We start from the raw sequence: 24909 nt of genomic DNA, 5'->3' as shown, positions 1-24909 counted from the left end.
ACCCCCGGCCCGTTTCCCCGCGTCCCGGGGGGGGGCGCAGCAGCCCTCAGCCCATGAACGGACGCAGGTCCGGGTAGCCCGTCGTGGCCCATGCGCCGTCGACGACGATGTTCTCGCCGTTCACGTACGAGGCGTCAGGGGACGCGAGGAACAGCGCGACGCCCGCGATCTCGTCGGGATCGGCCGGGCGCCCGGCCGGGATGCGGTCGATGTACGCATCCATGACGCCGTCGAGCGACAGCAGCCCGCCGGTGAGCGGGGTGGCGACGAGACCGGGAGAGACCGCGTTGACCCGGATGCCCTTCCCGCCGAGCTCCAGCGCGGCGTTCTTGGTCAGCATCACGACACCGGCCTTGGCCGTCGAGTATCCGGCACCGAAGTGCATCGGCACCTGCGAGTTCAGCGAGGCGATGTTCACGATCGCGCCCTGCTTGCCCTCGGCGATGAACTGCTTCGCGCCGAGCTTTGTGCCCAGGAACGCGCCGTACAGATTGAGCTTGATGTTGAAGTCCCAGGTGGCGAGGTCCATGTCGACGACAGCCGCGGGCTTCGAGCCGCCCGCGACGTTGTAGACCGCGTCGATGGTGCCGAACCGCTCGACGGCCGCCGCGAACAGCGCCTCCATCGAGGCCTCGTCGGTGACGTCGGTACGGAGGCCCTCGACGTTCGGCCCGAAGGTGTCGGATGCCGCGGCCACCGCGTCGGCGTTGATGTCGGCGACGAAGACCTTCGCGCCGCGGTCGACGAGTCGCTGAGTGATCGCCGCTCCGATACCGGACACCCCTCCGGTGACGACGGCGACGCTGTTCTCGAATCCAGTCATTGCTCTCTCTCCGCGACGCGACTTCCGCGTCGCTTCCGTCCACAACACTACGCTCCTTATCTGACATGTGTCCGATATAATCGAAGCATGGACGCACGGTCGCGACGCTCCAGGGAGAGCCTCCGCAGCGCTGTGCTGACCCTCGCGAGCAGCATCCCGATCGACGATGTGACCGTCTCGGCGATCTGCGTCGAAGCGGGCGTCACACGCGACACCTTCTACCGGCACGCCCAGGGCCCTGTAGAGCTTCTCGCCGATGCCCTCGCCGCCGAGATCGCGCAGGCGATGGAAGTGCTACCCGACACCGACGCGATCGGCGACGGCGAGCGGGCGCTCCTCGCGCACATCCAGCATCGCCTCCCCGTGTACCGCGGCGCGATGAGCCCGCTCCTCGCAGCTCCCGTGCGCAGCAATCTCGAGGGAGCGATCCGCTCGGGCCTCGACCTCTGGGCGCGGCTGCACCCCGGCATCCTCCCGCCCCTGTTCGCGGACGACGAGGCCGCCCTGCGGATCGCCACCGCGTACGCCGCGGCCGGAACCGTCGGCGCCATCGAGGAGTGGGTGCGCGGCGGTGCCGCGGACATCGACCTGGCCGTCGAGCTGATCCTCGCGGCCTCCCCCGAGTGGTGGCTGCGCTGAAGCCGCCGCACGACAGAAAGAAGGAATCATGAAGGCAGCAGTGTTCCACGCGCAGGAGGACCTCCGCGTCGAGGAGGTCACTGAGCCGAGCCCCGGCCCTGGCGAGGTCAAGCTCCGCAACGCCTACGCGGGCATCTGCGGGTCGGACCTGCACGTGTACTACTCCCCTGAGGCGGCCGGCCTCGACTTCGACCACCCGCACCCGGTGACCGGCTCCACCCTGCCGCAGATCCTCGGACACGAGTTCTCCGGCACCGTCGTCGAGCTCGGCGAGGGCGTCACGGATGTCGCCGTCGGCGACCGCGTCGCCGTCTGGCCGGTGTACTACTGCGGCGAGTGCCCGGCCTGCCGCAAGGGCATGTACAACGCCTGCCGGACGATCGGCTTCCACGGCCTGAGCTCGAACGGCGGCGGCATGGCCGAGTTCACCACGGTCCCGGCATCCAAGCTGCACGTGCTCCCCGAGAACGTCGACCTGCGCCTCGGCGCACTCGTCGAGCCCATGTCCGTCGCCTGGCACGCCGTCTCGCGCAGCGGCGCGGATGCCGGCAGCACCGCCCTCATCGCCGGGGCCGGCCCCATCGGCATCGGCGTCTGGTTCGCCTTGAAGGCGCGGGGCATCGAGAAGGTGCTCGTCTCGGAGCCCAGCGCCGACCGCCGCGCGACGATCGCCGCCCTGGGCGCCACGGTCGTCGACCCTGTGAACGAAGACCTCGCCGCGGCGGTCGCCGTCCTCAGCGACGGGAACGGTGTCGATGTCGCCTTCGACGCCGCCGGAGCGGGCCCCGCGATCACGTCCGGCCTCGCCAGCCTCGCCCCCGGCGGACGCCTGGTGGTGGTCGCCATCCACGAGCGCACGATGGACTTCCTGCCCACCCAGCTCGTGATGGCGGAGACCGAGATCGCCGGCGCTCTGGCCTACCTGCCCGAGGACTTCGACGCGGTCATCGAGGCGATGTCACGCGGTGTCTACGACACCACGGGCTGGGTGCAGGAGACGACGCTGGAGGGCGTCGTCGACGCGATCCACGCCCTGCGCGGCGGCGTCGGCGCGAAGATCCTCGTCTCGTCGCACTGAGTCGTTCAGCCGGTGTCCCGGATGGTCGCGTCGACGACTCGAAGGCGACCATCCGAGACACCGGAGGCGGCCGGCCCCGCCGTCAGTGAACGGTTCCGGCCTCACGACGGTAGAGAGTGGCACCGTGCCGCCCGCGCCGCCGCTGAAGGCCCGCTCGCTCGAGCCGCGTCCGTATCGGACGCGTCAGCTCCGGCAGCTGCGGCGCCACGCTCTTGGGCACCTTCGCGAGCCCGGCGTTCAGAGTGAGGTGGAGCCGATCTGCGCGCACCTCGAAGCGCGCATAGTCGCTGTCCGGACGCCAGAGCAGCTCGTCCACCTCGTCGAGGGCGAGATCGACGCGGATGCCCCCGGCATCCACGCGCAAGCGGTCGCGGGATATCTCGACCGTCGCGGCGACGGTACGACGCCGCAGCACCGCGCTGACGATGGCGTACGCGGGCAGAGCGACGAGGACGCCGATCACGATGATCACGATGCGCGCCCCGAGCCGTTCGGCGAGATCGCCCGTGGCGATCATGACCGCGGCGACGATCGACCCGCCGACCACGACGACGCCGACGATCACCGCCGTGAGCGCCTTCATGTCCAGCGGGATCGCGGCGAAGCGGAGCTCTGCTCGATCCCGCTCCTCCTCCCACGCCGGACCGATGCGTACCGGTGCCTTCGCGGCGTCCCTCGCACTGATCGCCGAGCCGATGCGGCCGAGCAGTCCGATCAGGATCCAGCCTGCGGCGGGAATCGCGGCGAACTGCACGACGGTGACCACGATGACGACGGGGCGCGGGGCGCCGTCCATCGACGCGGATTCGATCGAGGCGAGCACGGCCAGCGCCGCTCCGCTCGCGACGGCACCCAGCAGGTGCACGAGCAGACCGGCGCGAGGCGGCATCCGGAAGGTGGCGTTCACGAACCCGACGCCGACCAGCACGCCCCCGACGAGCATCAGGAGGTACGCGGCGAAGCCGAGGTCGTCGGTCACCCGCAGCCAGACGGCCGCGGCGACGAGCAGCATCACAGACCACAGCCACGGGCTGAGCAGAAGCCGCCGCGTGGGGTCCGTGCTCTCCCGCGCGTTCTGGCTCACCCGATCAGCATAGGGGCGAGCCAGAACGACCCGGACGCTCAGGCCACCGCAGGCTGCGTCGATCCCGCGCGCTCGGACACGGCCTCTGCGGCACGGGTGCGCCGCGCGGGCAGATCGACCGCGGTGAGTGCGAGGCCCACGACGGTCCAGATGCCGAGCACCAGCCATGGCGCGGTCACGTCGGCGTCGGGGAAGTACGAGATGCTGCGCAGCAGCGTGCCGGCCGCCCCCGGAGGCATGAGCTGTCCGATCGCACCCCACGGCGAGACGAGGAACTCCACCGGAACGGTCGCTGCGGCGATCGGGTTGGCGACGAGCATCATCAGCACGGCGCCGATCGGGACGCCGACAGCGCCGAACAGCCCGCCGAGCCCTGTGATGGTCGCCGAGATCGCCGCGATCGTGAGCGCCAGGGCAGCGGCATTCAGCCAGTAGCCGGCGGGGAGCGCACCGAGCCATGAGTGCAGCACACCGCTGAGCACGAGTCCCGCCGCCGCGGAGTACACCACGACGCCGATCAGCCGACGAGCCGTGCCCTTCACGAGAAGGGTCAGCACGATGCCGCCCATCATCCCGCCGAGCAGCATCGGGAACATCGCCACGGTGAGTCCGGCTCCGTTGGGATCATCCTCGGAGAACGGTGCGATGTCGGTGACGACGACCGTCACCTCGGGGAGCTCGACGGCTGCCGCATCGCCGGGCGCCGTCGGGGCCCGGCCGGACAGCGCCGCCTGCACGGCAGCCTGGACGGCTGCGGCCATCCCCTCCTGGGCCTGCGTCAGGGTCTGCTCGATCTGCGTGCGGATCTTCCCGTCGATCTGCGATTGGAGCTGTCGTGCGAGGCCGTCCATGACCGCGGCGACCTGGGCGCTGGCGGCGGTCGCCTTGAGCACCTCCGGCGCGTCCGTCATCTCCGCTCCGAGCACGACGGCGCCGTACGCCTCGCGCTGCTCGATGGCGGCGACGGCGTCTTCGCGATCGTCGTAGCGCTGCAGGGCGACAGCGCCGTCCGACTGCTCGGCGACGGCATCCTCCAGCTGCTCGACCTGATCATCGGTTCCGACGATGCCCACCGGCAGATCCGTCGGGGATGCCGTGATCGACGGCCACGCGAAGGCGAGGAGGATCACCCCGACAACGAGGGAGAGGGCGACACCGATGCCGACCACGCGCCCCCACGGGGTGTGTGCGGCGGTCTCGGAAGCTGACATGATGGCCTCTTTCAATAAAAACGAATATTCGTTCTTTATAGAATGCTCCTCCTGTCCTAGGCTTGTCAATCGAAGGGGGCCGGATGCCGAAGATCAGCGAGCGCACGCGCGAGGAGCGCCGGCGTGCGATCCTCGAGGCCGCCCTGAGATGCTTCACCCGCAACGGGTACCAGCAGACCTCCATGGTCGACATCATCACGGAGTCAGGGCTGTCCGCCGGCGCCATCTACGGGTACTTCAGCGGCAAGCAGGACCTCATCCGCGGCGTCGCCCTGCTCGTGATCGGCGACCGCAGGTCCGAGCTCAGCGGGGCGGCCTCACGGCGCCCACTGTCCCCCGCCGATATCGCCCGGCTGCTCATCGACGGCGTCCGGACGCAGGCGCCGATGCCCGCGGTCGTGCAGGTCTGGGCAGAGGCCGCGGTCGATCAGGAGCTGCGGACCCTCGTCGCGGAGACCGTCGGCGGGATGCGGGAGACCATCGCCTCGACGCTCGAGCCGTGGGGCCGGGCCAACCCCGAGCAGCTCCCCGTCGGCGCCGACCCCGCGGCGTGGGCGCGGGCGACCGCGCCGGTCTTGATGTCGCTCATCCCCGGCTTCGCACTGCAGAAGACGATCTTCGGCGACTTCGACGAGGAGAGGTTCCTCGCGGCGATCCCCGGAGTCCTGCGCGGCTGAACGGCGTCGCAGCGATCAGCTCGACGGACCGAGCACGAGGCTCGGTGCGATGAGTCGCTCTCCCGGTTCCCCCTGGGGGTCGACCACATTCGCGGCGGCCCTGCGACCGAGCCCTGTGAGATCGAGGTCGATCGTCGTCAGGCGCCGCAGCTCCTGGTCGACGATCACCTCCTCCCAGTTGTCCACCCCGACGACGGCGACATCGTCAGGAACGGAGAGTCCACGCGCGGCCAGCGCCTCCAGCACGCCGAAGCCGATGTGGTCGTTGCCGCAGAAGATCGCGTCGAACACGACGCCCTCATCGAGCAGGCGCTCGGTACCGGCGACACCCCACTCCCGACGCCAGTTCCCGTGCACGGTGCTCACCGGCTTCAACCCGGCCTCTTCGAGCGCGCGCCGCATCCCCACCTCCCGACGTGCGGTGGGGATGTTCGTCTCCTCGGCGGTGACGTGCGCGATACGGGTGCGCCCTCGTTCGATGAGATGCCGGGTCGCGAGATAGCCCGCCGCCTCGTCATCCGGCAGATAGGTCACGTCGTCCTGCGCATCCGACGATGTGTACGCATAGGTGACGGGCACCTCGAACTGATGCGTCACGGACGGCATCGCCTGCCGATGACCGGCGCCGACGACGAGGAGCCCGTCGATGCGTCGGTCGCGGAGCTTCCGGATGCTCTCGGCCATCTCCTGCTGCACGCGGATCCGACCGTCCAGCACGAGCGCGGCCCGCTCGCGATCGCCGAGCTCCACGACGGCCCCCATCACGACCAGACGAGCGAAGCTGCTGCTGGCGCGGTGCGTGAGCACCCCGATCACCTGGCTCCGCCCTGAGGCGAAGGACTGCGCGAGGGCGTTCGGACGGAAGTCGAGCCGCGCCGCGACCTCCCGCACCCTGGCCTTGGTGGCGGCCGACACGAGAGGGCTGTCGTTGAGGGCCTTCGACGCCGTCGCCAACGACACTCCGGCGACGGTGGCGACGTCGCTCAGCCGAACGATCCGTTGAGTCGACATCTTCGAGATTCTAGGCGTGCGCATGCCGGACCAGCGGGCTCGCGGGGCCGAAGTCGAGTTCGCGGACGACGACGGGCATGCCGGTCGCCAGGGAGCGGTTCGCCGCGACGCCGACGGAGAGGGCGCGCACGCCGTCCTGCCAGGATGCGGCGCATCCGAGCGGGTCCTCGCCTGCCCCGTCGAAGACATCGGACATCAAAGCGGCGTCGGCTCCGCCGTGGCCGCCCTCGACGACCGGGATGTCCCGCTCCTGCGCGGCCGCGAAATGCGCCTGGACCACGAGGTGCTCGCCGACGGGGCGCCCCGTCTCTTGGGCGACGTCCTCCGGCGTGGCGCTGGGATCGATGACCCGCACGCGACCGTCGTCATCGAGGAGGATGGCTCCCCGCTCCACGACCGTCAGCTCGGCGCGTCCCCGTGTGCCGTTCACGGCGACCCGGTATCCCTCCCAGGGCGAGTGGGCATTGAGGCTGTAGTTCAGGGTCGCGCCGCCGACGTAGTCGACGATGACGGCGAGGTTGTCCTCGATCGTGATCCCCTCGTCGAAGACGTTCCGATCACGCAGGTAGCCGTCATGCCCCTCCTGGTCGTAGTAGAGACCGCGAAGCACCTCGTGCGCGCGCAGGTCGAGCGCGAACGGGTCTCCGCCCGCGGCGTCGTCGGACCCGCGTGCGGGCCCCTGACCGAGGCCCCGCCGTCGCGCGTTGTCGGCGCCGTAGAATTTCAGCCCGCCGCTGGCGTACACCCGCTCGGGCACATCGCCGAGCCACCAGCCGACGAGGTCGAAGTGGTGGGAGGACTTGTGCACGAGCAGCCCGCCGGAGTTCGTCTTCTGCCGGTGCCACCGGCGGAAGTAGTCCGCGCCGTGCGAGGTGTCGAGCATCCAGTCGAAGCTCACCGAGGTGACCTCGCCGATCTCCCCGCTGGCGATGACCTCACGCAGTGCGCTGTTGCGCGGGGAGTAGCGGTAGTTGAAAGTGACGGTCACGTCCCGACCCGTGCGCTCCACGGCATCCGCGATGCGCCGCACACCGTCCTCATCGATCGTGAGCGGCTTCTCGACGATGACGTCCGCTCCCCCGTCGAGCGCGGCGACGACGAGATCGGCATGCGCGAAGTCGGGTGCGACGACGATCACGCGGTCGATGTCGAACCGGCCGACGGCGCTCTCGAGGTCGGCGACGTCGAAGCGCTGCGGCACCACGGCATCCACCTCGATCCAGCGCTCCTCGTTCCAGTCCAGGCGTCCGGCGTTCGTGTCCGCCCAGGCGACGAGCAGGGCAGACTCGTGACGCTGCATGATCGCGTCGAGGTAGACCTGTGCGCGGGAGCCGGTGCCGACGAGGGCGTAGCGGGTGGGATGGGACATCGGGGCAGGCGCTCCTTGCAGGGTCATGGCTTCGGCGCGGTGCAATCCACCGCGGGGCTGGGGATGCGGAACTCCGCGTAGGAGGCGGCTCGGTCGGGCGCCGCGTACGGGACGTAGGCCGCGATGCGGACGTCGCCGGCCGAGAGCACCGCATCATCCGTGGCGAGGGTCAGCTCGACGGTGTCACCGGCGGCGAGCCGTGCCTTCTTCTGATCGTCGAACGTCGTCGTCGCCCTGACGTCCTCTGCGAACGGCCCGGTGTTCTCGACCACGACGCGCAGCGCCGCGCGGTCGTCCACGCAGATGCCGGTGACGGATGCCGCAGCCGCCGCGTCGTCGCCGACGTCACGTCGGAGGGCGACCGTGTAGGTGGTGCTCGGCCGTCCATCCTGCGAGACGGTCACCACCGCACTGCCGGGCGCCGCTGCCGCCTGGACGATCTCGATCTCGGCCCCGTCCTGGGCCGTGGCGCTGATGACCGGCAGCGGCCCTCCGGCGAGCGCGCCGATCTCGTACTCGGTCGTCGCTGCGTCGAATCCCGCGAGCTCCTGCCCGTCCACGAAGATGGCGGATGCCACAGCGGCGGCCGGCATCGGCACGACGGGCAGGAACAGCGCGGCGTTCTTCGACGACCCGATGCCGCTACCCCATTCGTAGAAGCCCTGCCTGACTCCGCCGTCGTTGTCGTTGACGAGGAGGGAGAACGAGAACGCGCCGTCTGCGGGATCGATGCCGAGCTCCCCCCACGGCACGAGCAGGTCGTAGCCCGTCGTCGTGCCGGTGCGATCGATCTCCGCCGAGACCGTGGTCTGCGTGCCCACCGGCGCGGTGTACCGGTAGACGCCGGGTCCGTCCGTGCCGAGGAACGCGCCGAACTCCACGCGCGATGCGGTGGCCTCTCCCGGAAGCCCGCGGGCGACGGCGAACTGCACGGAATCACCGCTCCACAGCCGATCGACGGTGGCCGCCGCCGTGTGGTCGTCGTCCTGCACGTCGACGCGGATGCGCAGGCCTTCCGAGCTCCAGCTCAGAGCGAACTCCGGATCCAGATCCGCCTGATCCGGGGCCTGGCCGGCGATCGCGACGTAAGCACCGTGCTCGGTCATGCTCACGCTGTCCGCGCCCGCGGACGTCGCCGCGATCGGGGCCGACACGGTCGTGCCGCTGAGCGTGCGCGTGGCGCCCTCGGCGACCGCCGTGATCTCGTAGTCGACGGGCGCCCAGTCGGCGATGCCGTCGACGGGGATGGGGATGGAACGGCTCTCGCCACCCGGCACCGTCACCGTGTCGAGCACGCCCTCCTGCCCGCCGATCCGCCACGCCATGTCGCTGAGCGCAACGTCTCCCGCGCCGGCGAGGCTGCGCACGTCCAGCACCTGGTCGACCGTGCTCCCGGCGGCCACCGGGCCGAAGGCGAGCACGGGATTGGTCACCACCTCCGTCTCGGCGTCGACGAAGGCGACGACGCCGTCGCCTTGCCGCACGGTGTACGAGAGGGGCATGAGCCCGAGATCGCGGAAGGGGGCGAGGGCGAGTGTTCCGGTGTACTGCGAGCCCGTGGCGGGGAGGGCGGCTGCGGCACCCACGGGGCCCGCGACGGTCACGCTCCCGGTGAGCGCGAGGGCCGATCCATCCACCTGCACGGGGACGTCCGCTCCCGCATCCAGCGCGATCTCCGCGGGCGTGGCGACGGAGACGGCGGCCTCGGCTGCCGCGGGCGCACCCGAGGCCCCGACGACGAAGACGGGGTCGCCGCTCAGCGCGAGCTCGAGCGGTCCGTTCGGGCGCACCCGCCACTCGCGCCCGTCCGTGTTGACGAGCCGTGCCGACGCGCCGATCTGAGTGCGCACCACCCCGTGGCCGTCCGGCGCCCAGAGCATCCTGACGGTGTCGGATGAGGCATCCCCCGTCCACGTCGCGATGCGCACGTCGCCCACGGTCTCGACGCCGACGAGCTCCCGTCCGGCGGTCAGCCGGATGAACGCCGCCAGCGCCGAGTAACCCGGTTTGGGCGAGAGCGCGGTGCCGCCGTCGGTGGGCCTGCTGACGATGCCGAAGTTGTGTTCCTGCTCGGCCGGGTTGGCGCCGGAATCGATGAGCTCGTAGAACACGATCTTCTCGATGCCGGCGGCCTCCAGCAGCGCGGCCGAGCGCAGGTAGTACGCCGCCTGCTCCTGCTCCGTCGTACCGCCGGTCGTCGTCGGCCAGCCGTGCTCGCTGAGCCAGATGGGGATGTCGGCGCCCTCCGGGGCGTACTCCTCGATGAGCCCGCGCAGTCGCGCGACGCCGGCCTCGGTCTTGCCCTCGGGAGCGACGGGGAAGTCGTAGGTGTGATAGCTCACCACATCCAGGTGCTCGAGGGCGCCGAGGGCGAAGAGCTCCTCGAAGAACGTCCAGTCCGCGCCGGCGAGGACAGGACCGACCACCCTCGCGCCGGGGGCCGCCGCGTGGATCGCCGCCGCCGCCGGTTCGAGGAGCTGCTCGTAGCACGCGGCGGTCATCCCGCACGCTCCCGTGTTGAAGGAGTGGTTGAACTCGTTGTAGATCTCGTAGTCGACGTCCGGCCCGTAGTGCTCTGCCGCGGCGGCCGCGTAGGCGGCGAAGGCCTGGATGCCCTCCGGGGAGCTCGGGGTCTTCCCCTCGTCGTACCAGCGGCTGAAGTACGCCAGGATGACGAGCGGCCGCTCGCCTCTGGCCTTCGCCGCAGCGATCTGCGCGTCGAACAGCGCGGGGAACTCGTAGACGCCGGGAGAGGTCTCGATGGTGTCCCACGACGGCCCCTCGCGCAGCGAGCCGGCGCCCAGCGGCGCCATCAGCGCATCCACCTGGTCGACCGAGTAGCGATTGACGTGCACGGCGAGGCCGACGGGGCTCTCACCGGAGGCCTCGGTCGCCGAGACGATCGACAGCGCCGCTTCGCGCACGGCGACGACCGGCTCGTCGATCGTCATCCTGATCCGGTAGTGGCCGACCGGCAGGCCCGCGAGGTCGATCGACGCCTCCCCCGCAGACGCGGTCTCCTGTCCGGCATCGACGCGCTGCCCGGAGGCCGCCCGCACCTCCCAGTCGACCTCCGTGCCGAGCGTCGTGACCCCGAGGGATGCCTCCCCGGCGGTGTAGACCAGCGCGGTGTCCGAGAAGGCGAGAGTGCCGGGCGGCGGGTCGTGCTCCTCGAAGGAGCCGTTGATAACGAGGTTCGCATCCGCGCCCTGGGCGACCATCCGCACGTCGTCCACCCACACCGTGCCGACGCCGCGGACGAGCAGTCGCATGACGAACGTCATGCTCCCCGCGGGCTGGGTGTAGCTCCACTCCAGCTTGGTCCACTCCGATGTGCCGGCCGGCAGCTCGACCCGCTGGGAGTGGTCGCCGCTGAGCACGACGTAGGCCGCGCTCGAGGAGGAGAGATCCTCGGTGCGCACCCAGGCGCTCATCGCGTACGTCGTCCCGCCGTTCGCCCTGATGGACTGCCGCAGGTCGACGTAGCTGTTCGAGTACGGGGTGTCGTATCGGATGCGTGCCGAGGCCGCTCCGTCATGGACGTTCTCCTCGTCGGCCGAGACGATGAAGTCCGGCGAGCCGGAGACCGTCGTCGTCCACCCTTCGAAGGAGTCGGATTCCGCGATGCTCGCCTGTGCCGCGATCGGCGTCGAGGCGAACAGGACGGCGGTGAGGAGCACGGCCGTGGAGGCCGCGATGAGTCGCCGGATGCGCATGGTTCTCGCTTTCCGGACCGAGCGCCGTCGCTCAGCCCTTGATCGCGCCGGCCTGGCCGGCGCTGCGGAGGAACTGCTTCTGGAAGAGGACGAACAGGAGGACGGGGATGATGACGGAGATGAACATCCCTGCCATGAGCAGGCTCGTCGGGGCCGTGTCACTGATGCGATAGAGGCCGACCGACAGCGGCTGCAGCTCGGGCGAGGGGAGCACGAGCAGCGGCCACAGGAAGTCCTTCCACGCCGCGACGATCGTGAGCAGCGAGACGACGCCGAGCACGGGCCTGGACATCGGCAGGACGATCGACCAGAGCACGCGGAACACACCGGCGCCGTCGATCCTCGCCGCCTCGAAGACGTCCTTGGGGAGGCCGTCGAAGAACCGTGCGACGAGCAGCACGTTGAAGGCGCTCGCTGCACTGGGCAGCCACACCGCCCAGAAGGTGTTGACGAGGTTCGCCCCGATGAGGGGCACGTCGAGCACCGTGACGTACAGCGAGATGAGCGAGACGACCCCGGGGATGAACAGCGTCGCGAGCACGGCGGCGTTGACGACGCCGGCGTACTTCGGCTTCAGGATCGCGATGCCGTAGCCGCCGGTGACGGCGACGAGGAGGCCGAAGAACCAGCATCCGAGGGTCATCCAGATCGTGTTCAGCAGGTACTGCCCGATGCGGATCTTCTCCCAGGCATCCGCGAGGTTCTGCCACTGCACGCCGCTCGGCCACCAGCCGAACGGATCGCGCAGGATGTCCTGGCTCGTGGACAGCGCCGACTTGAACAGCCAGAGCAGCGGGCCGGCGGACATCACGGCGAGCGCGCCGACCACGACGACGGCGATGACCACCATCGTGATCCGGACTCCGGGGCGGCGCCGGTCGAGGTCGGAGACGTTGGTGCGGTCCTCCGCATCCTGCTCGTCCCTGCGCTTGCGGGCGATCTGGCGGACGGTCGAGGTGAGGGAGGTCATGACTGGCTCCACTTCTTCGTGAGGCGGAGGTAGATGACGGAGATCACGCCGAGCACCAGCGCGAGCAGGAGGCTGAGAGCGGTGGCCTTGCCGAAATCTCCGGACAGGAACGCGTAGTTGTAGATGAGCATGAGGAGGGTCACGGTGCGGTTCTCCGGCCCGCCGCCGGTCATCACGAACGGGTCGGTGAACACCTGCATGGTGCCGATGATCTGCAGGAGCAGCATGAGCAGGATCACGCTGCGCAGCTGCGGGAGCGTCACGTGCCAGATGCGGCGCAGGACCGAGGCGCCGTCCACCTCGGCGGCGTCGTACAGCTCGGTGCGCACCGACATGATCGCGGCGAGGTAGATGATCGTGGCCGTTCCCGCGGTCGCCCAGGTCGACTGGATGACGATGCCCGGCATCGCGAACGCCGGGTCCTGCAGCCACCCGACGGGCCCCGCCCCGAACCAGCCGAGCACGGTGTTGAACAGGCCTGACTCGCTCGGCTCGTAGAACGTCTTCCACAGCAGCACGCTGACCACGGGCGGGATGATCACCGGCAGGTAGACGAGCACGCTCGCGATCTGCCGTGTGCGCCGGAGCTCCGCCATCGCGATGGCGCCGAGGATCGGCAGCGGGAAGCCGATCAGCAGCGCGAGCACGGCGAACCACACGGTGTTGCCCGCCGCCGTCCACAGCAGAGGATCGGCGAGCACCCGTTCGAAGTTTCGGAGGCCGACCCAGGTCGGCTCCGTGAAGAGGTCGGTCTTCTGGAAGGCGAGGATGAGGCTCTTCAGGATCGGCCACCAGGCGAAGTAGCCGAAGGTGACCAGCAGCGGGACGAAGACGAGAAGGGTGGCGAACCCGCCGCTGCGAGACCACCGGGTGAGGGCCTCGAGGGGGGTGCGGCGGGCTCGCCGAGGAGGAGCACCGACTTCGACGGACCCGACCGCCTGCGCGGGGGCGTCTTCGACGACGGATGCGGACATGGTGCTCCTCCTCTTGATCACGGATGCGTCAGCGGATCACTCGGCGTCGACCAGGTCCTGGACCTGGGCCTGGGCGGTCTGCAGCAGCTCGGTGATGTCGGCGTCCTCTCGGGTGAGGACGGCCTGGACGACCGGGTCGAGGGCCGCGTACAGCTCCTGCGCCTTCTTCGCCGGTTCGGGGACGATCACGGCATCCGCGAGGCTGTCGATGTACGCCGTGTAGTTCTCGCGCGGGACGTTGATGTACGGCTCGATCCAGCCGAGGAACTGGGCGTACTGCTCGTCGGAGACGACGGGGACCTCGGGCAGCCCGACGGGGAGGTCGTCGGCGACCTGGGACTCGGCCCACGCCACGGCGGCGTCCTCGTCGACGTAGCGGTTCAGGAAGTAGTACTTGGTCCACTCCAGGGCCGCGCAGAGCTGGTCGGGGGTGGCGGAGGGGTTGTACCACTGGATGTTGCCGCCGCCGAGGACGCCGACCGCGTCATCGGATGCCGGGAACGGGGCGAGCCCGAAGTCGTCCTTGGGCATGCCGCGACCGACCACGAGGCTGTTGTAGAGGTTGGCGCCGTTGAGCGTCTGTCCGATGTAGCCGGCGGCGATGTCGTCACGGGAGCCGTTGTTGTCGAGCAGGAAGTTCGCGCCGGCGGCGTTCGCGTCCCAGCGCACGTCGTGCAGGAACTGCAGGCTGGCCTGCATGCCGTCCGTGTCGAGGGTCACCGTCGTGGTGTCGCCGTCTGCTTCCTGGACGACGTCGCCGTTGGAGTACGCCATCGAGGTGAGCAGCCAGCCGCCGACGTTGCCGGTGGTCGGGATGATGAAGCCGGTCTCGCCGGTCTTCTCGGTGATCGCCGTGGCCGCTTCGAGCGTCTCGTCCCAGGTCGTGGGCGGGGCGTCCGGGTCGAGGCCGGCGTCCGCGAACAGCGAGCGGTTGTAGATGAGGCCCATCGTGTACGCGGCACGGACGATGCCGAAGGTGCTGCCGTCGCCGTCCTGGGTGACCGCGGTCAGCTGCGGGTTGAGCTGGCTGAGCACCTCGTCGTCCTCGACGTAGGAGGTGATGTCGGCGGCCTGGCCGCGCGAGATGAGCGCCTGGATGTCGGTGAAGGGAACCTGGAGCGTGGTCGGCAGCGTTCCGCCGACGAGGAGAGCCGAGAAGGTGGAGACGTCGTAGGCGGTCTCCTCATCCTCGATGGTGATGTTGGGGTGGAGATCCTCGAAGGCGGCGATGGAGTTCTCCCACGCCTCGAGCGTTGCCGCCTGGTCGGAGGTCGGGCGCTCGCCGACCGTGATCGTGACGTCGGCCTCGGGGTCGCAGGTCGCGCCCGCCCCGGAGGTGGGGTTGTCGTCGGCTGTTCCGGGGGAACAGGCGGAGAGGCCGGCCGCGACGACGACGAGGCCGGAGACCAGGCCGATCGTGCGGACCCAGGACTGCTGTGTCATGTGTCTACTCCTTCGTAGAGGTCGTGCTCAGCACGACTCAGGAAACGCTTTCTTGAAACCGGTTTTTATACTCTCGCGCATCCGATTCGCAGTGTCAAGAAGGAGATTCAGAAACCGCTTTCAAACCCGTGGAGCGACTCTGCCTTCCCGCGGCGCGAGGACACGCAGAAACCCGCCGCACGCACAGGGCGGGCGGTGGGTTTCGACGAAGGAGGTGCCGGCGAAGCGTCAGGCCAGGATGGCCTCGACGTCCGCGACGGCCTGGGAGCGCTGCGGCTCGGGCACGGCGAAGCCTCGCTCGGCGAGCCAGGCGTCGTCGTAGACCTTGTCGAGGTAGCCGCGACCGTGATCCGGCAGCAGCACGACGACCACGTCGTCCTCGCTGAGCTTCTCTGCGACCCGGAGGGCGGCGACGACGGCCATGCCGCTGGAGCCGCCGACGAACAGCCCTTCCTCCGCCGCGAGCCTGCGGGTCATGGCGAACGACTCGGCATCCGAGACCATCTCGTAGCCGTCGACGACCGAGGCGTCGAAGGTCTCGGGCATGAAGTCCTCTCCGACGCCCTCCACGTGGTACGAGTGGATGGGTCCGCCGGAGTAGATCGAGCCCTCAGGGTCGGCGCCGATCACGCGCACGGCGCCGGAGCTGGCTTGCTTCAGATAGCGGCCGGTGCCGCTGATCGTTCCGCCGGTGCCGATGCCGGCGACGAAGTGCGTGACGGTGCCGTCGGTGTCGGTCCAGATCTCGGGGCCCGTGGTCTGGAAGTGCCCGCGCGGACCGTTCTGGTTCGCGAACTGGTTCGGGTTGAAGGCGCCGGGGATCTCGGCGGCGAGGCGAGCCGCCACGCTGTAGTACGAGCGCGGATCGCTCGGCGGAACGTTCGTCGGGGTGATGACGACCTCGGCGCCGTAGGCGCGCAGCGTCGCGACCTTCGCGCCGTCGAACTTGTCCGGCACGACGAACACCATCCGGTATCCGCGCTGCAGGGCGATGAGGGCGAGGCCGACGCCGGTGTTGCCGCTCGTGGCCTCGACGATGGTGCCGCCCGGCTTCAGGTGGCCGTCGTGCTCGGCGGCGTCGATGATGGATGCCGCGATGCGGTCCTTCGCGGAGCCGCCGGGGTTGAAGTACTCCACCTTGGCGAGCACGGTGGCACGGACGCCTGCGGTGACCGCGTTCAGGCGGACGAGCGGGGTGTAGCCGACGAGTTCGGCGATGTGGTTGGCGTAACGCACGGGAGGTTCCTCACGGGAAGAGCGCCGCGGGGCGCAGGTGTTCTGGGGTCGGTCGATGGCGAGCGGAGGCGCTCAGCGACAACAACGACAGGTCAGGGACACACGAGCACGATACCCCGGGCTGCGCACTCGGCACAACACGCACCCCCTAGGCTGGCCTCGTGATCGAGGGGCGAGGAGCGGGCCGCCGGCTGCGCGATGCCACGGCTCCGCTGCGCCGCGCGTTCGGCCGCCGAGCGGTCCCCGTCTGGATCGCCGTGGCCGTCGCAGCATCCGCCTCGGGAGCCGTCGTCGCCCTCGGCGGACTCGACGAGAGTGTGTCACGCCCCGCCGACATGGCGCTGGGTGAGGAGATCCGCCTGCCGACGCATGCGGTGACCGTCCTCGATGCGACCTTCGCGGATGCCGTCGAGGAGGAGTTCCTCGAGGCCGAACCCGGCGAAGCGCTTCTCGTCGTCACTCTGCGCCTGGAGAACCTCACGGACCGCCCCATCGGGCTCGACACGACGTCCGACCGCATCTCCTCGCGTCTCGTCAACGCCGCAGAGCCCCTGCTCGCACTGTCTGGCGCGGAACCCGTCGCAAGCGCATCCACCTGGCTCACCGACGGCTCGGCCGGCTCCGTCGTCCTCCAGCCCGAGGTGCCCGCCGAGGTGACGATCGCGTGGCCCGTCAGCGAGGCGGATGCCGTGGAGGGCATCGCGCTCGACGTGCACGAGGCACGGATCCGCAGCGGACAGATCATCCTCGGCTCGGATGTCATCACGTGGGAGCAGGCCGCCCTCGTCGCCCGGGTCGACCTCGGAAGCCTCGGAGGCCTCGGATGAGGCGGGCCGCACCGTGGCTGGCCGGAACCGCTCTGGTGCTCGCGGCGGGGGTGGCGACCGCGCTGACTCCTGGACCCGAGTCGCTGACCGGGGCCTTCCTCGTGCACGGCGCCGCCGGCGAGGCGGTCTCCTCGCGCACCCTGACCGCCCAGGTGCACGAGTCGCTGTTCGCCGACCACATCACGGTCGAGGACGACGGCTGGTCGGCCGACGGCAACTGGCTGGTGCTCCGGCTCTCGGTGTCCGCCCCGCACGACGAGGAGGATGCGCAGTTGCGCCTGGCGAAGCTCGTGATCGGCGACCGCGAGTACCTCGCGAGCGAGCGGGCCGGCACCACGCTCGTGAACACCGATCTGCGCGTCGGCATCGATACGACCGGGATGCTCGTCTTCGAGCTGCCGCCGGCGCTCGAAACCGACTCCGCCGAGCTGCGACTCTCGCTGCCGTACGCGACGCCGCATCTCGACGACGTGGTGGTCATCCCGCTCGATCTGACCGACGCGGACCGCGAGACGAGCGTCGAGATCGCCGAACCGGTGGTGGAGGGGATGCCATGACCCGGTCGCGCCCGCAGGCCCGCGGTCTCATCGCGCTCGCCGTCGCGACGGTCGCCGTCGTCGGCGTCCACGTCTGGCTCGACGTCCTGCCCGTGGTCGAGGCGGAGCGGAAGACGGTCATCGAGGCAGACGGCCCCGTCGCCGTCGCCGGGCAGGAGCTCAGCCTCACCGGGGCGCGGTGGGACGAGTTCGAGGTCGCCGACGGGTCCCGCTCGCTGAGCATCCGCATGCGCTCCAGCGGCGGCGCCGACGCGACGATGTGCGGGCTCTTCGTGCTCCGCGAGCCAGGAGGCGGCCGGAGCTGGCTGGATGCCGACGACCTCATCGACGTGCCGTACGACGAGGGCGAGCCCTCGTGCATCGCGGAGTCAGCGCCCTACGAGATCCTCGCCGTCTTCCTGGTTCCCGATGACGCCGACGGGCCCTTCGTCCTCGACGTCCCCGGCGAGGGAGACGTCGTCGCCCGCTTCGACATCGAGCCCTGAGGCGAGCCCCGCCCCGGTGTCCAGCCCCGCCTCGGGGCGGCGGATCACGGCGTCGTACGCCGTGGCGACGACGGCGACGCGCAGCGGCTCGACCAGCGCGGCGATGCCGACGAGGATCAGCGGCAGCAGCGCCTCCCAGAAGGCCTCGTCCCGCCCTCCGATGAGCTGCAGCACCAGGCGCGATCCCGAGCGCTCGAGAAGCGCCCACAGCGCGTAGGCGAGCGCCGTGCAGCCGAAGAGCAGGGGGCCGCCGCGCCAGATCACCGCGACGGCCGCCCAGAGCGACTCCAGCCGCAGCACCAGAGTGCGCGCGAGCGTGCTCGCCGCGCCGCGCTCCGCCTGCGTCCACCGTTCACCGAGCGCCGTCTCGGCGCCGAAGCTCGTTCCGTAGATCACGCCGGCGACCGTGAGCCATGCCGCTGGGATGATGACGACGGCGATCAGGATGCCGACCAGCCAGGAGCCGATCTCCCAGACCACCGCGACCGGGGCGACGTTCGCCGCGAACCAGTCGCCGATGCCCTGCAGCCAGCTCGCCCCGACCCGGCCCGACAGCCATTCGCGCACCCCGGCCCACCATTGGCCGACCAGCGTGAACAGCATGAACGTCCAGAGCACCTCGGTGTACGCGGCGAGCGCGTGCGTCCACGCCGGGAGCCTGCTCTGGTACCGCGACAGCACGAGCCGCAGCACCAGGGCGATGACGAGCACGCTGACCGAGAGCGCCCCGACGGAGACGAATCCGCCGCGGTCTCCGATCGCCTCCGCCCCGTACCCGGTCTCAGCCAGGGCGATCCCGCTGGCGATCGTGAAGAACTCGTTGCGGTCGGCGTCGAGCATGCCCCAGGCGGCATAGAACGCGAAGAACGGCAGGATCGAGACCAGCACCGCACGGGCGAAGCCGCGGTAGCCGCCGGAGTCGGCGAGCGCGGCACCCGGCAGGGATGGCCGCACGATCAGGTACATCGCGACGTAGGAGATGAGCCGTGCGGCGACCGCGAGCGGCAGGAGGAGCAGCCCGCCCAGCGTCGTGTACCCGCCGACGAACCCCGCGAGCAGGAGCGTGACCCTGTGCACGGCCTCGCCGGCGAGGTACCAGGCGATGAGCCATGGCCAGTGCGCGGCGAGGATGCGCCCGAAGGTGCGGAGGGCCTCGATCATGCCCTCACGGTATCGCGTGCCGCGGGGTCGAGGTCGATGCGGCGCAGGAGCTGCGCGTTGAGGGCGACGACCACGGTCGACGCCGACATGAGGATCGCCCCGACGGACATCGGCAGCACGAATCCGATGGGCGCGAGCACTCCGGCCGCCAGCGGAACCGACAGCAGGTTGTAGCCGGCCGCCCACCACAGGTTCTGCGTCATCTTGCGGTACGCGGCGCGCGAGAGCTGGATGACCGAGACGACCGAGCGCGGATCGGATCCGGCGAGGATCACCCCCGCGGAGGCGATCGCGACGTCGGTGCCTGCGCCGATCGCGATGCCGACGTCCGCCTGCGCGAGGGCGGGGGCGTCGTTGACGCCGTCGCCGACCATGGCCACCCTGCGGCCCCGCCGCTGCAGCTCGGCGACCGCGTGCACCTTGTCCTCCGGACGCACCTGCGCATAGACCTTGTCGATGCCGAGCCGCGCGGCGACGGCGTGCGCCACCGCCTCGGCATCGCCCGTGATCATGACGACCTGGGCGCCGAGCGCGTGCAGCGCGTCGACGGCATCCCTGGACTCCGGCCTCACCTCGTCCGCCAGGCGCAGACCGCCGATTACGACGCCGTCGCGCAGCACGTGCAGGATGATCGCCCCCTCGTCGCGCCATGCCGCGGCCGTAGGCACCTCGGCGACGCCGACCTCGTCGAGCAGCCGCGGACCTCCGACGCGGATCTCGGCCTCGTCCACCGCCGCGGTGACACCGACGGCGGGCGAGGAGCGGAAGCCGGACGCCTGCGGTACGGGCAGATCGCGGTCGGCGGCGGCCCGCACGATGGCCTTCGCGAGCGGATGCTCGCTGTCCGCCTCCGCGGCGGCGGCGAGCGCCAGCACGGCGTCCTCGTCGAAACCGGCCAGGGGCGCGACGGCGGTGAGCGTCGGCTCGCCCTTCGTGAGCGTGCCCGTCTTGTCGAAGAGCACGGTGTCGACGGTGCGCATGCTCTCCAGCGCGAGGCGATCCTTCACGAGCACTCCCCCGCGTGCGGCGCGCTCGGTGGCGATCGATACCACCAGCGGGATCGCGAGGCCGAGCGCATGGGGGCAGGCGATCACGAGCACGGTGATCGTGCGGATGACGGCGTCGTCTGGGCGGCCGGCGATCGTCCAGACGACCGCCGTGAGCACCGCGGCGGCGAGCGCGAACCAGAACAGCAGCGCGGCGGCGCGGTCGGCGATGCGCTGCGCGCGCGACGTCGAGTTCTGCGCTTCGGCGACGAGCCGCTGGATGCCGGCGAGGGCGGTGTCGTCACCGGCGGCCGTGATCCGCACCCGCAGCCCTGAATCGGTCGCCACGGTGCCTGCGGTGACCGGATCGCCCACCCCTCGTTGCACGGGGCGCGATTCGCCGGTGATCATCGACTCGTCCATGTCGGCGCGTCCGTCGATGATGCTGCCGTCGGCGGGCACGCTCGCGCCCGGTCGGACGACGACGACATCTCCGACGCGGAGCTCGGCGGGGGATATCCGCACGATCTCGGCCCCCTCGACGCGCTCGGCCTCGTCGGGAAGCAGAGCCGCGAGGCCGTCCAGCGCGGACCCGGTCTGGGCGAGCGAGCGCATCTCGATCCAGTGCCCGAGCAGCATGATCACGATCAGCAGCGCGAGCTCCCACCAGAACTCGAGCTCGTGGTGCAGCATCCCGAGGGTGGCACCCCAGGAGGCGAGGAAGGCGACCGTGATGGCGAGGGCGACGAGGAGCATCATCCCCGGGGCACGAGAGCGGACCTCCTGCACGGCGCCGGTGAGGAAGGGCCACCCTCCCCAGAGGTACATCACGGTGCCGAGCACGGGGGCGATCCAGGACGCCCAGGAGGGCACCTGGTAGCCGATGAGCATCGCGAACATGCCCGAGCTCGCGACCACGGGCACCGCGAGGAGGAGTTGGATCCAGAACAGGGTGCGGAATCGACCGGCGTGATCGGCGTGGCCTGCATGACCGGTGTGGCCGGCGTGGTCCTCGCCGTGGTGCCGCGCAGGGTCTGCGTGCCTGTGATGCCCACCCGGCGTGCCATGGTGCTCGTGCGCGATGTGCTCCGACATGAAATCCACTCCCTATGGAATACCCCCCTGGGGTATGGGTTACACTGTATCGCATACCCTACTGGGGTATCTACATCGAGCGGGAACGATCACGGAGGAAAACCATGTCGACGACGAACGAGTACCGGGTGACCGGGATGACCTGCGGCCACTGCGAGCTCTCGGTACGCGAAGAGGTCGAGCAGCTCGCCGGTGTCGAGGACATCGAGGTGAGCGCCACCACCGGCAGGCTGATCGTCCGAGCGGGCGGACCCATCGATGACGCCGCCGTTCTCGCCGCCGTCGACGAGGCCGGATACTCGGCGGAGCGGGTCTGATGAACGCCGCCGGCAGGCTCGGCCTGTACGCCGCGGGGGCCGTCGCGGTCTTCGCGGCGGCGTTCGGCCTCGCGGCGGCGATCGCCCCAGCCCCCGACACGACAGACCAGGAGGAGGCGATGAGCATGTCAGAGCATGAATCGACCGACGAGGGCTCGGCACCCGGTCGCGAGTCGGCCCTGCCCGGGTCGTCGCTCGCCGCGGGCGGCTACCTGCTCTCCCCCGTCGCCGCCCCGGGCGCGACAGGTGAGGACGGCGAGCTCGCCTTCCGCATCCTCGACGGGAAGGGCACCGCGCTGACGCGCTTCGAGACCGCGCACGAGAAGCAGCTGCACCTCATCGTGGTGCGCAGCGACGGAGCACTGTTCCGGCATGTGCATCCCGTCCTCGACGAGCACACCGGCACGTGGTCGCTGCCCTGGCGATGGGACGAGGCAGGCACCTATCGCGTCTACGCGGACTTCACCGCCGCAGGCGGGGAGGGCGTGACGCTGAGCAGGACCGTCGAGGTCGCCGGCGACTACGCGCCCGTGGCCTCCGTAGCGGATCGCACGGCAGAGGTCGATGGATACACGGTGACGCTGACGGGCGATCTCCGGGCCGGCAGCATGAGCGATCTGACGCTTTCCGTGGCGCGCGATGGCGAGCCCGTCACGACCCTCGAGCCCTATCTGGGCGCGTTCGGACACCTGGTCGCGCTGCGCGAGGGCGACCTCGCCTACTTGCACGTTCACGCCGAGGGCGATGATCCTGCCCCTGGCACCACGGCCGGACCGGAGATCGCCTTCATGGCCGAAGCCCCGACAGCAGGGCGCTACTTCCTGTACCTCGACTTCCAGATCGGCGGCGAGGTGCGCACGGCATCGTTCGTGGTGGACGCATCGGCATCCGCCACGGCATCCCCGTCGCCGGCAGATGACACCGACGACTCGGATGCCGATGAGGAGTCGCACGGCCACTGAGCCGCGCGACAGAGAAGCGAAGGACCCACGATGAGCACCGCAGCATCGGCAGCATCCCCGGCGGCCGGCGTCGAGCTGGAGATCGGCGGCATGACCTGCGCCTCCTGCGCGACACGCATCGAGAAGAAGCTCAATCGGCTCGACGGCGTATCGGCCACGGTGAACTACGCCACGGAGAAGGCCAGGGTCGCCGTTCCAGACGGTTTCGACGCCGAGGTGCTGATCGCCGAGGTGGAGAAGGCGGGATACACCGCGAAGCTCCCCGCACCACCGCAGCCGGCGGGCGAGGACGACACGCCGCCCGACCCGGAGCTCTCGTCGCTGCGCACCCGTCTGATCGTCAGCGCAGTTCTGACCGTGCCGGTCATCGCGCTGGCGATGATCCCGGCGCTGCAGTTCACGTACTGGCAGTGGGCGTCGCTGGCGCTGGCCGCGCCGGTGATCGTCTGGGGCGCCTTGCCCTTCCACCGCGCGGCGTGGACGAACCTCCGCCACGGCGCGGCGACGATGGACACGCTCGTCTCGATGGGCACCCTCGCAGCCTTGCTGTGGTCGCTGTACGCGCTCTTCCTCGGAACGGCCGGGGTCCCCGGCATGACCCACGGGTTCGAGCTCAGCCTCGCCCGCACCGACGGCACAGCGAACATCTATCTCGAGGTCGGCGCAGGGGTGACGACGTTCCTCCTCGCGGGCCGGTACTTCGAGAAGCGTTCCAAGCGGCAGGCGGGGGCTGCCCTTCGCGCGCTGCTGGAGATGGGCGCGAAGGAGGTCTCTGTGCTCCGCGAAGGCGTCGAGGTGAGCACGCCGATCGGCGAGCTGCGTGAGGGCGACGAGTTCGTCGTGCGTCCAGGGGAGAAGATCGCCACCGACGGCGTGGTCGCCTCAGGGTCCTCCGCCGTGGATGCATCCATGCTCACCGGCGAGTCGGTGCCCGTCGAGGTGCGCGAGGGAGATGCCGTCACCGGCGCGACCGTGAACGCGGGAGGACGCCTGGTGGTGAAGGCGACGAGGGTCGGCGCGGACACGCAGCTGGCGCAGATGGCCAGGCTCGTCGAGGATGCTCAGACCGGCAAGGCCGAGGTCCAGCGCCTCGCTGACCGCGTCTCCGGTGTGTTCGTCCCGATCGTCATCCTCATCGCCGTCGCCGCGCTCGGCGCCTGGCTCGGAGCCGGGTACCCGGCCGCTGCGGCGTTCACCGCGGCCGTCGCCGTGCTCGTGATCGCCTGCCCGTGCGCGCTCGGGCTCGCCACCCCCACCGCGCTGCTGGTGGGCACCGGTCGGGGCGCGCAGCTGGGCATCCTCATCAAGGGGCCGGAGGTGCTGGAGTCCACCCGGCGCGTCGACACGGTCGTGCTCGACAAGACGGGAACCGTCACCACGGGCCGGATGACGCTCGCCGAGGCGATAGCCGAGCCGGGCACCGATGCCGAGGAGCTGCTGCGGCTGGCCGGTGCGCTGGAGGATGCTTCTGAGCATCCGATCGCCAAGGCGATCGCCGCCGCGGCGGGCGCGCGCGTCGGCGCGCTCCCCGCCGTGGAGGCGTTCGCGAACATCGAGGGGCGCGGCGTGCAGGGCGTCGTCGAGGGGCGCTCCGTGGTCGTCGGCCGCGATTCCCTGCTGGCGGACTGGGCGCTGCGGCTGAGCCCCGAGGTCGCGGCGGCAAAGGTGCAGGCGGAGGGCGAGGGCAGGACGGTCGTCGCCGTCGGCTGGGACGGCGCCGCACGCGGCATCCTCGTCGTCTCGGATGCCGTGAAGCCGACCAGCGCCGAGGCCGTCGCTCAGCTGAAGGCCCTCGGGCTCACGCCCGTGCTGCTCACCGGCGACAACGAGGCCGCGGCGCGGAGGATCGCCGCAGAGGTCGGGATCGACGAGGTCGTCGCGGAGGTTCTCCCTGAGGGAAAGGTCGAGGTCATCACCCGCCTTCAGGGCGAGGGCAGAGTCGTGGCGATGGTCGGCGACGGCGTGAACGACGCGCCGGCGCTCGCCACCGCCGACCTGGGCATCGCGATGGGCACGGGAACGGACGTCGCGATCGAGGCATCCGACATCACGCTCGTGCGCGGCGACCTCCGCGGCGCCGTCGATGCCATCCGGCTCTCCCGGAGGACGCTCGGCACGATCCGCTCGAACCTGTTCTGGGCGTTCGCCTACAACGTGGCGGCCATCCCCGTCGCTGCGCTCGGACTGCTCAACCCGATGCTCGCGGGCGCGGCGATGGCGCTCTCCAGCGTGTTCGTGGTGGGCAACAGCCTTCGACTGCGCGGGTTCCGCAGCACGGCGGAGTGACG

21 protein-coding genes are annotated in these 24909 nt (G+C 70.4%); 9 read left to right on the top strand and 12 right to left on the bottom strand.

Annotated features, from left to right (window positions below):
• Positions 1 to 46 precede the first annotated feature (46 nt).
• A complete protein-coding gene (locus ACWGJP_RS08450; protein WP_452329313.1) occupies positions 47 to 823 on the bottom strand; it encodes an SDR family NAD(P)-dependent oxidoreductase in 777 nt (258 codons plus the stop codon).
• 87 nt (positions 824 to 910) lie between these two features.
• On the opposite strand from ACWGJP_RS08450, the gene ACWGJP_RS08445 reads away from it, so the two are divergent.
• On the top strand, positions 911 to 1462 hold the full coding sequence (locus tag ACWGJP_RS08445) for a hypothetical protein (RefSeq protein WP_452329312.1): 552 nt from the start codon (positions 911 to 913) through the stop codon (positions 1460 to 1462).
• 28 nt (positions 1463 to 1490) lie between these two features.
• Positions 1491 to 2540, top strand: coding sequence for a 2,3-butanediol dehydrogenase (locus tag ACWGJP_RS08440; protein WP_452329311.1), 1050 nt, complete (start codon positions 1491 to 1493; stop codon positions 2538 to 2540).
• A gap of 82 nt (positions 2541 to 2622) precedes the next feature.
• On the opposite strand, the gene ACWGJP_RS08435 is transcribed toward ACWGJP_RS08440, so the two are convergent.
• Positions 2623 to 3624 carry a hypothetical protein gene (locus ACWGJP_RS08435; RefSeq protein ID WP_452329310.1) on the bottom strand — a complete coding sequence of 334 codons (1002 nt, stop codon included), beginning with the start codon at positions 3622 to 3624 and terminating at the stop codon, positions 2623 to 2625.
• 38 nt (positions 3625 to 3662) lie between these two features.
• A complete protein-coding gene (locus tag ACWGJP_RS08430; RefSeq protein WP_452329309.1) occupies positions 3663 to 4835 on the bottom strand; it encodes a hypothetical protein in 1173 nt (390 codons plus the stop codon).
• Positions 4836 to 4918: 83 nt separating this feature from the next.
• Here ACWGJP_RS08430 and ACWGJP_RS08425 point away from each other — a divergent pair, with 83 nt between their 5' ends.
• The gene (locus ACWGJP_RS08425; protein ID WP_452329308.1) at positions 4919 to 5512 is read left to right on the top strand and encodes a TetR/AcrR family transcriptional regulator; all 594 of its coding nucleotides are present in this window, start codon (positions 4919 to 4921) and stop codon (positions 5510 to 5512) included.
• A 15-nt stretch (positions 5513 to 5527) separates the two neighbouring features.
• On the opposite strand, the gene ACWGJP_RS08420 is transcribed toward ACWGJP_RS08425, so the two are convergent.
• The 7 genes from ACWGJP_RS08420 to ACWGJP_RS08390 form a co-directional block, all read right to left on the bottom strand.
• Positions 5528 to 6523 (bottom strand): LacI family DNA-binding transcriptional regulator, encoded by a 996-nt coding sequence (locus ACWGJP_RS08420; protein ID WP_452329307.1) that lies wholly within the window; start codon positions 6521 to 6523, stop codon positions 5528 to 5530.
• A gap of 10 nt (positions 6524 to 6533) precedes the next feature.
• On the bottom strand, positions 6534 to 7892 hold the full coding sequence (locus tag ACWGJP_RS08415; protein ID WP_452329306.1) for a Gfo/Idh/MocA family protein: 1359 nt from the start codon (positions 7890 to 7892) through the stop codon (positions 6534 to 6536).
• A 23-nt stretch (positions 7893 to 7915) separates the two neighbouring features.
• Positions 7916 to 11608 carry a hypothetical protein gene (locus ACWGJP_RS08410; protein ID WP_452329305.1) on the bottom strand — a complete coding sequence of 1231 codons (3693 nt, stop codon included), beginning with the start codon at positions 11606 to 11608 and terminating at the stop codon, positions 7916 to 7918.
• Positions 11609 to 11639: 31 nt separating this feature from the next.
• Positions 11640 to 12578, bottom strand: coding sequence for a carbohydrate ABC transporter permease (locus tag ACWGJP_RS08405; RefSeq protein ID WP_452329304.1), 939 nt, complete (start codon positions 12576 to 12578; stop codon positions 11640 to 11642).
• Complete coding sequence (locus tag ACWGJP_RS08400) at positions 12575 to 13552, bottom strand: carbohydrate ABC transporter permease (protein ID WP_452329303.1); 978 nt, start codon at positions 13550 to 13552, stop codon at positions 12575 to 12577. The genes ACWGJP_RS08405 and ACWGJP_RS08400 overlap by 4 nt, the downstream gene beginning before the upstream one ends.
• 36 nt (positions 13553 to 13588) lie before the next feature.
• Entirely contained in the window at positions 13589 to 14995 is a 1407-nt protein-coding gene (locus ACWGJP_RS08395) for an extracellular solute-binding protein (RefSeq protein WP_452329302.1), read from the bottom strand.
• Between the two features lie 228 nt (positions 14996 to 15223).
• A complete protein-coding gene (locus ACWGJP_RS08390) occupies positions 15224 to 16231 on the bottom strand; it encodes a PLP-dependent cysteine synthase family protein (RefSeq protein WP_452329301.1) in 1008 nt (335 codons plus the stop codon).
• Between the two features lie 161 nt (positions 16232 to 16392).
• Between ACWGJP_RS08390 and ACWGJP_RS08385 the strand changes: the two genes are divergently transcribed.
• The 3 genes from ACWGJP_RS08385 to ACWGJP_RS08375 are packed head-to-tail and all read left to right on the top strand — an operon-like array spanning position 16393 to position 18100.
• Positions 16393 to 17058: a hypothetical protein gene (locus ACWGJP_RS08385; protein WP_452329300.1), complete on the top strand. Its 666-nt coding sequence runs from the start codon at positions 16393 to 16395 to the stop codon at positions 17056 to 17058.
• Entirely contained in the window at positions 17055 to 17615 is a 561-nt protein-coding gene (locus ACWGJP_RS08380) for a hypothetical protein (RefSeq protein WP_452329299.1), read from the top strand. The genes ACWGJP_RS08385 and ACWGJP_RS08380 overlap by 4 nt, the downstream gene beginning before the upstream one ends.
• The gene (locus tag ACWGJP_RS08375; RefSeq protein WP_452329298.1) at positions 17612 to 18100 is read left to right on the top strand and encodes a hypothetical protein; all 489 of its coding nucleotides are present in this window, start codon (positions 17612 to 17614) and stop codon (positions 18098 to 18100) included. Before ACWGJP_RS08380 ends, ACWGJP_RS08375 begins: the two co-directional genes overlap by 4 nt.
• Here the strand turns inward: ACWGJP_RS08375 and ACWGJP_RS08370 are convergent.
• Both ACWGJP_RS08370 and ACWGJP_RS08365 read right to left on the bottom strand, forming a co-directional pair.
• Positions 17984 to 19261, bottom strand: coding sequence for a hypothetical protein (locus ACWGJP_RS08370; RefSeq protein ID WP_452329297.1), 1278 nt, complete (start codon positions 19259 to 19261; stop codon positions 17984 to 17986). The two genes, ACWGJP_RS08375 and ACWGJP_RS08370, sit on opposite strands and share 117 nt — an antisense overlap.
• Positions 19258 to 21342, bottom strand: coding sequence for a heavy metal translocating P-type ATPase (locus ACWGJP_RS08365; protein ID WP_452329296.1), 2085 nt, complete (start codon positions 21340 to 21342; stop codon positions 19258 to 19260). The genes ACWGJP_RS08370 and ACWGJP_RS08365 overlap by 4 nt, the downstream gene beginning before the upstream one ends.
• A 104-nt stretch (positions 21343 to 21446) precedes the next feature.
• Between ACWGJP_RS08365 and ACWGJP_RS08360 the strand changes: the two genes are divergently transcribed.
• Genes ACWGJP_RS08360 through ACWGJP_RS08350 form a run of 3 tightly spaced genes read left to right on the top strand, consistent with a single transcriptional unit; the run spans position 21447 to position 24907 of the window.
• Positions 21447 to 21659, top strand: a complete 213-nt coding sequence (locus tag ACWGJP_RS08360; RefSeq protein ID WP_452329295.1) for a heavy-metal-associated domain-containing protein — start codon at positions 21447 to 21449, stop codon at positions 21657 to 21659.
• Positions 21659 to 22621, top strand: a complete 963-nt coding sequence (locus tag ACWGJP_RS08355) for a heavy-metal-associated domain-containing protein (RefSeq protein ID WP_452329294.1) — start codon at positions 21659 to 21661, stop codon at positions 22619 to 22621. The genes ACWGJP_RS08360 and ACWGJP_RS08355 overlap by 1 nt, the downstream gene beginning before the upstream one ends.
• Positions 22622 to 22651: 30 nt before the next feature.
• Positions 22652 to 24907 (top strand): heavy metal translocating P-type ATPase, encoded by a 2256-nt coding sequence (locus tag ACWGJP_RS08350; protein WP_452329293.1) that lies wholly within the window; start codon positions 22652 to 22654, stop codon positions 24905 to 24907.
• Positions 24908 to 24909: the final 2 nt, after the last annotated feature.

It is taken from the genome of Microbacterium sp. NPDC055903 (assembly GCF_053615555.1).
The sequence above is the reverse complement of the archived record's forward strand: the minus strand, read 5'-3'. Positions and strand labels throughout refer to the sequence as shown.

Bases quoted from the DNA above. Each gene is read 5' to 3' on its own strand.
- ACWGJP_RS08450 (WP_452329313.1), bottom strand. From the start codon at position 823: ATGACTGGATTCGAGAACAGCGTCGCCGTCGTCACCGGAGGGGTGTCC.
- ACWGJP_RS08420 (WP_452329307.1), bottom strand. From the start codon at position 6,523: ATGTCGACTCAACGGATCGTTCGGCTGAGCGACGTCGCCACCGTCGCC.
- ACWGJP_RS08445 (WP_452329312.1), top strand. From the start codon at position 911: ATGGACGCACGGTCGCGACGCTCCAGGGAGAGCCTCCGCAGCGCTGTG.
- ACWGJP_RS08375 (WP_452329298.1), top strand. From the start codon at position 17,612: ATGACCCGGTCGCGCCCGCAGGCCCGCGGTCTCATCGCGCTCGCCGTC.
- ACWGJP_RS08410 (WP_452329305.1), bottom strand. From the start codon at position 11,608: ATGCGCATCCGGCGACTCATCGCGGCCTCCACGGCCGTGCTCCTCACC.
- ACWGJP_RS08415 (WP_452329306.1), bottom strand. From the start codon at position 7,892: ATGTCCCATCCCACCCGCTACGCCCTCGTCGGCACCGGCTCCCGCGCA.
- ACWGJP_RS08355 (WP_452329294.1), top strand. From the start codon at position 21,659: ATGAACGCCGCCGGCAGGCTCGGCCTGTACGCCGCGGGGGCCGTCGCG.
- ACWGJP_RS08425 (WP_452329308.1), top strand. From the start codon at position 4,919: ATGCCGAAGATCAGCGAGCGCACGCGCGAGGAGCGCCGGCGTGCGATC.
- ACWGJP_RS08350 (WP_452329293.1), top strand. From the start codon at position 22,652: ATGAGCACCGCAGCATCGGCAGCATCCCCGGCGGCCGGCGTCGAGCTG.
- ACWGJP_RS08430 (WP_452329309.1), bottom strand. From the start codon at position 4,835: ATGTCAGCTTCCGAGACCGCCGCACACACCCCGTGGGGGCGCGTGGTC.
- ACWGJP_RS08360 (WP_452329295.1), top strand. From the start codon at position 21,447: ATGTCGACGACGAACGAGTACCGGGTGACCGGGATGACCTGCGGCCAC.
- ACWGJP_RS08440 (WP_452329311.1), top strand. From the start codon at position 1,491: ATGAAGGCAGCAGTGTTCCACGCGCAGGAGGACCTCCGCGTCGAGGAG.
- ACWGJP_RS08370 (WP_452329297.1), bottom strand. From the start codon at position 19,261: ATGATCGAGGCCCTCCGCACCTTCGGGCGCATCCTCGCCGCGCACTGG.
- ACWGJP_RS08365 (WP_452329296.1), bottom strand. From the start codon at position 21,342: ATGTCGGAGCACATCGCGCACGAGCACCATGGCACGCCGGGTGGGCAT.
- ACWGJP_RS08400 (WP_452329303.1), bottom strand. From the start codon at position 13,552: ATGTCCGCATCCGTCGTCGAAGACGCCCCCGCGCAGGCGGTCGGGTCC.
- ACWGJP_RS08395 (WP_452329302.1), bottom strand. From the start codon at position 14,995: ATGACACAGCAGTCCTGGGTCCGCACGATCGGCCTGGTCTCCGGCCTC.
- ACWGJP_RS08405 (WP_452329304.1), bottom strand. From the start codon at position 12,578: ATGACCTCCCTCACCTCGACCGTCCGCCAGATCGCCCGCAAGCGCAGG.
- ACWGJP_RS08380 (WP_452329299.1), top strand. From the start codon at position 17,055: ATGAGGCGGGCCGCACCGTGGCTGGCCGGAACCGCTCTGGTGCTCGCG.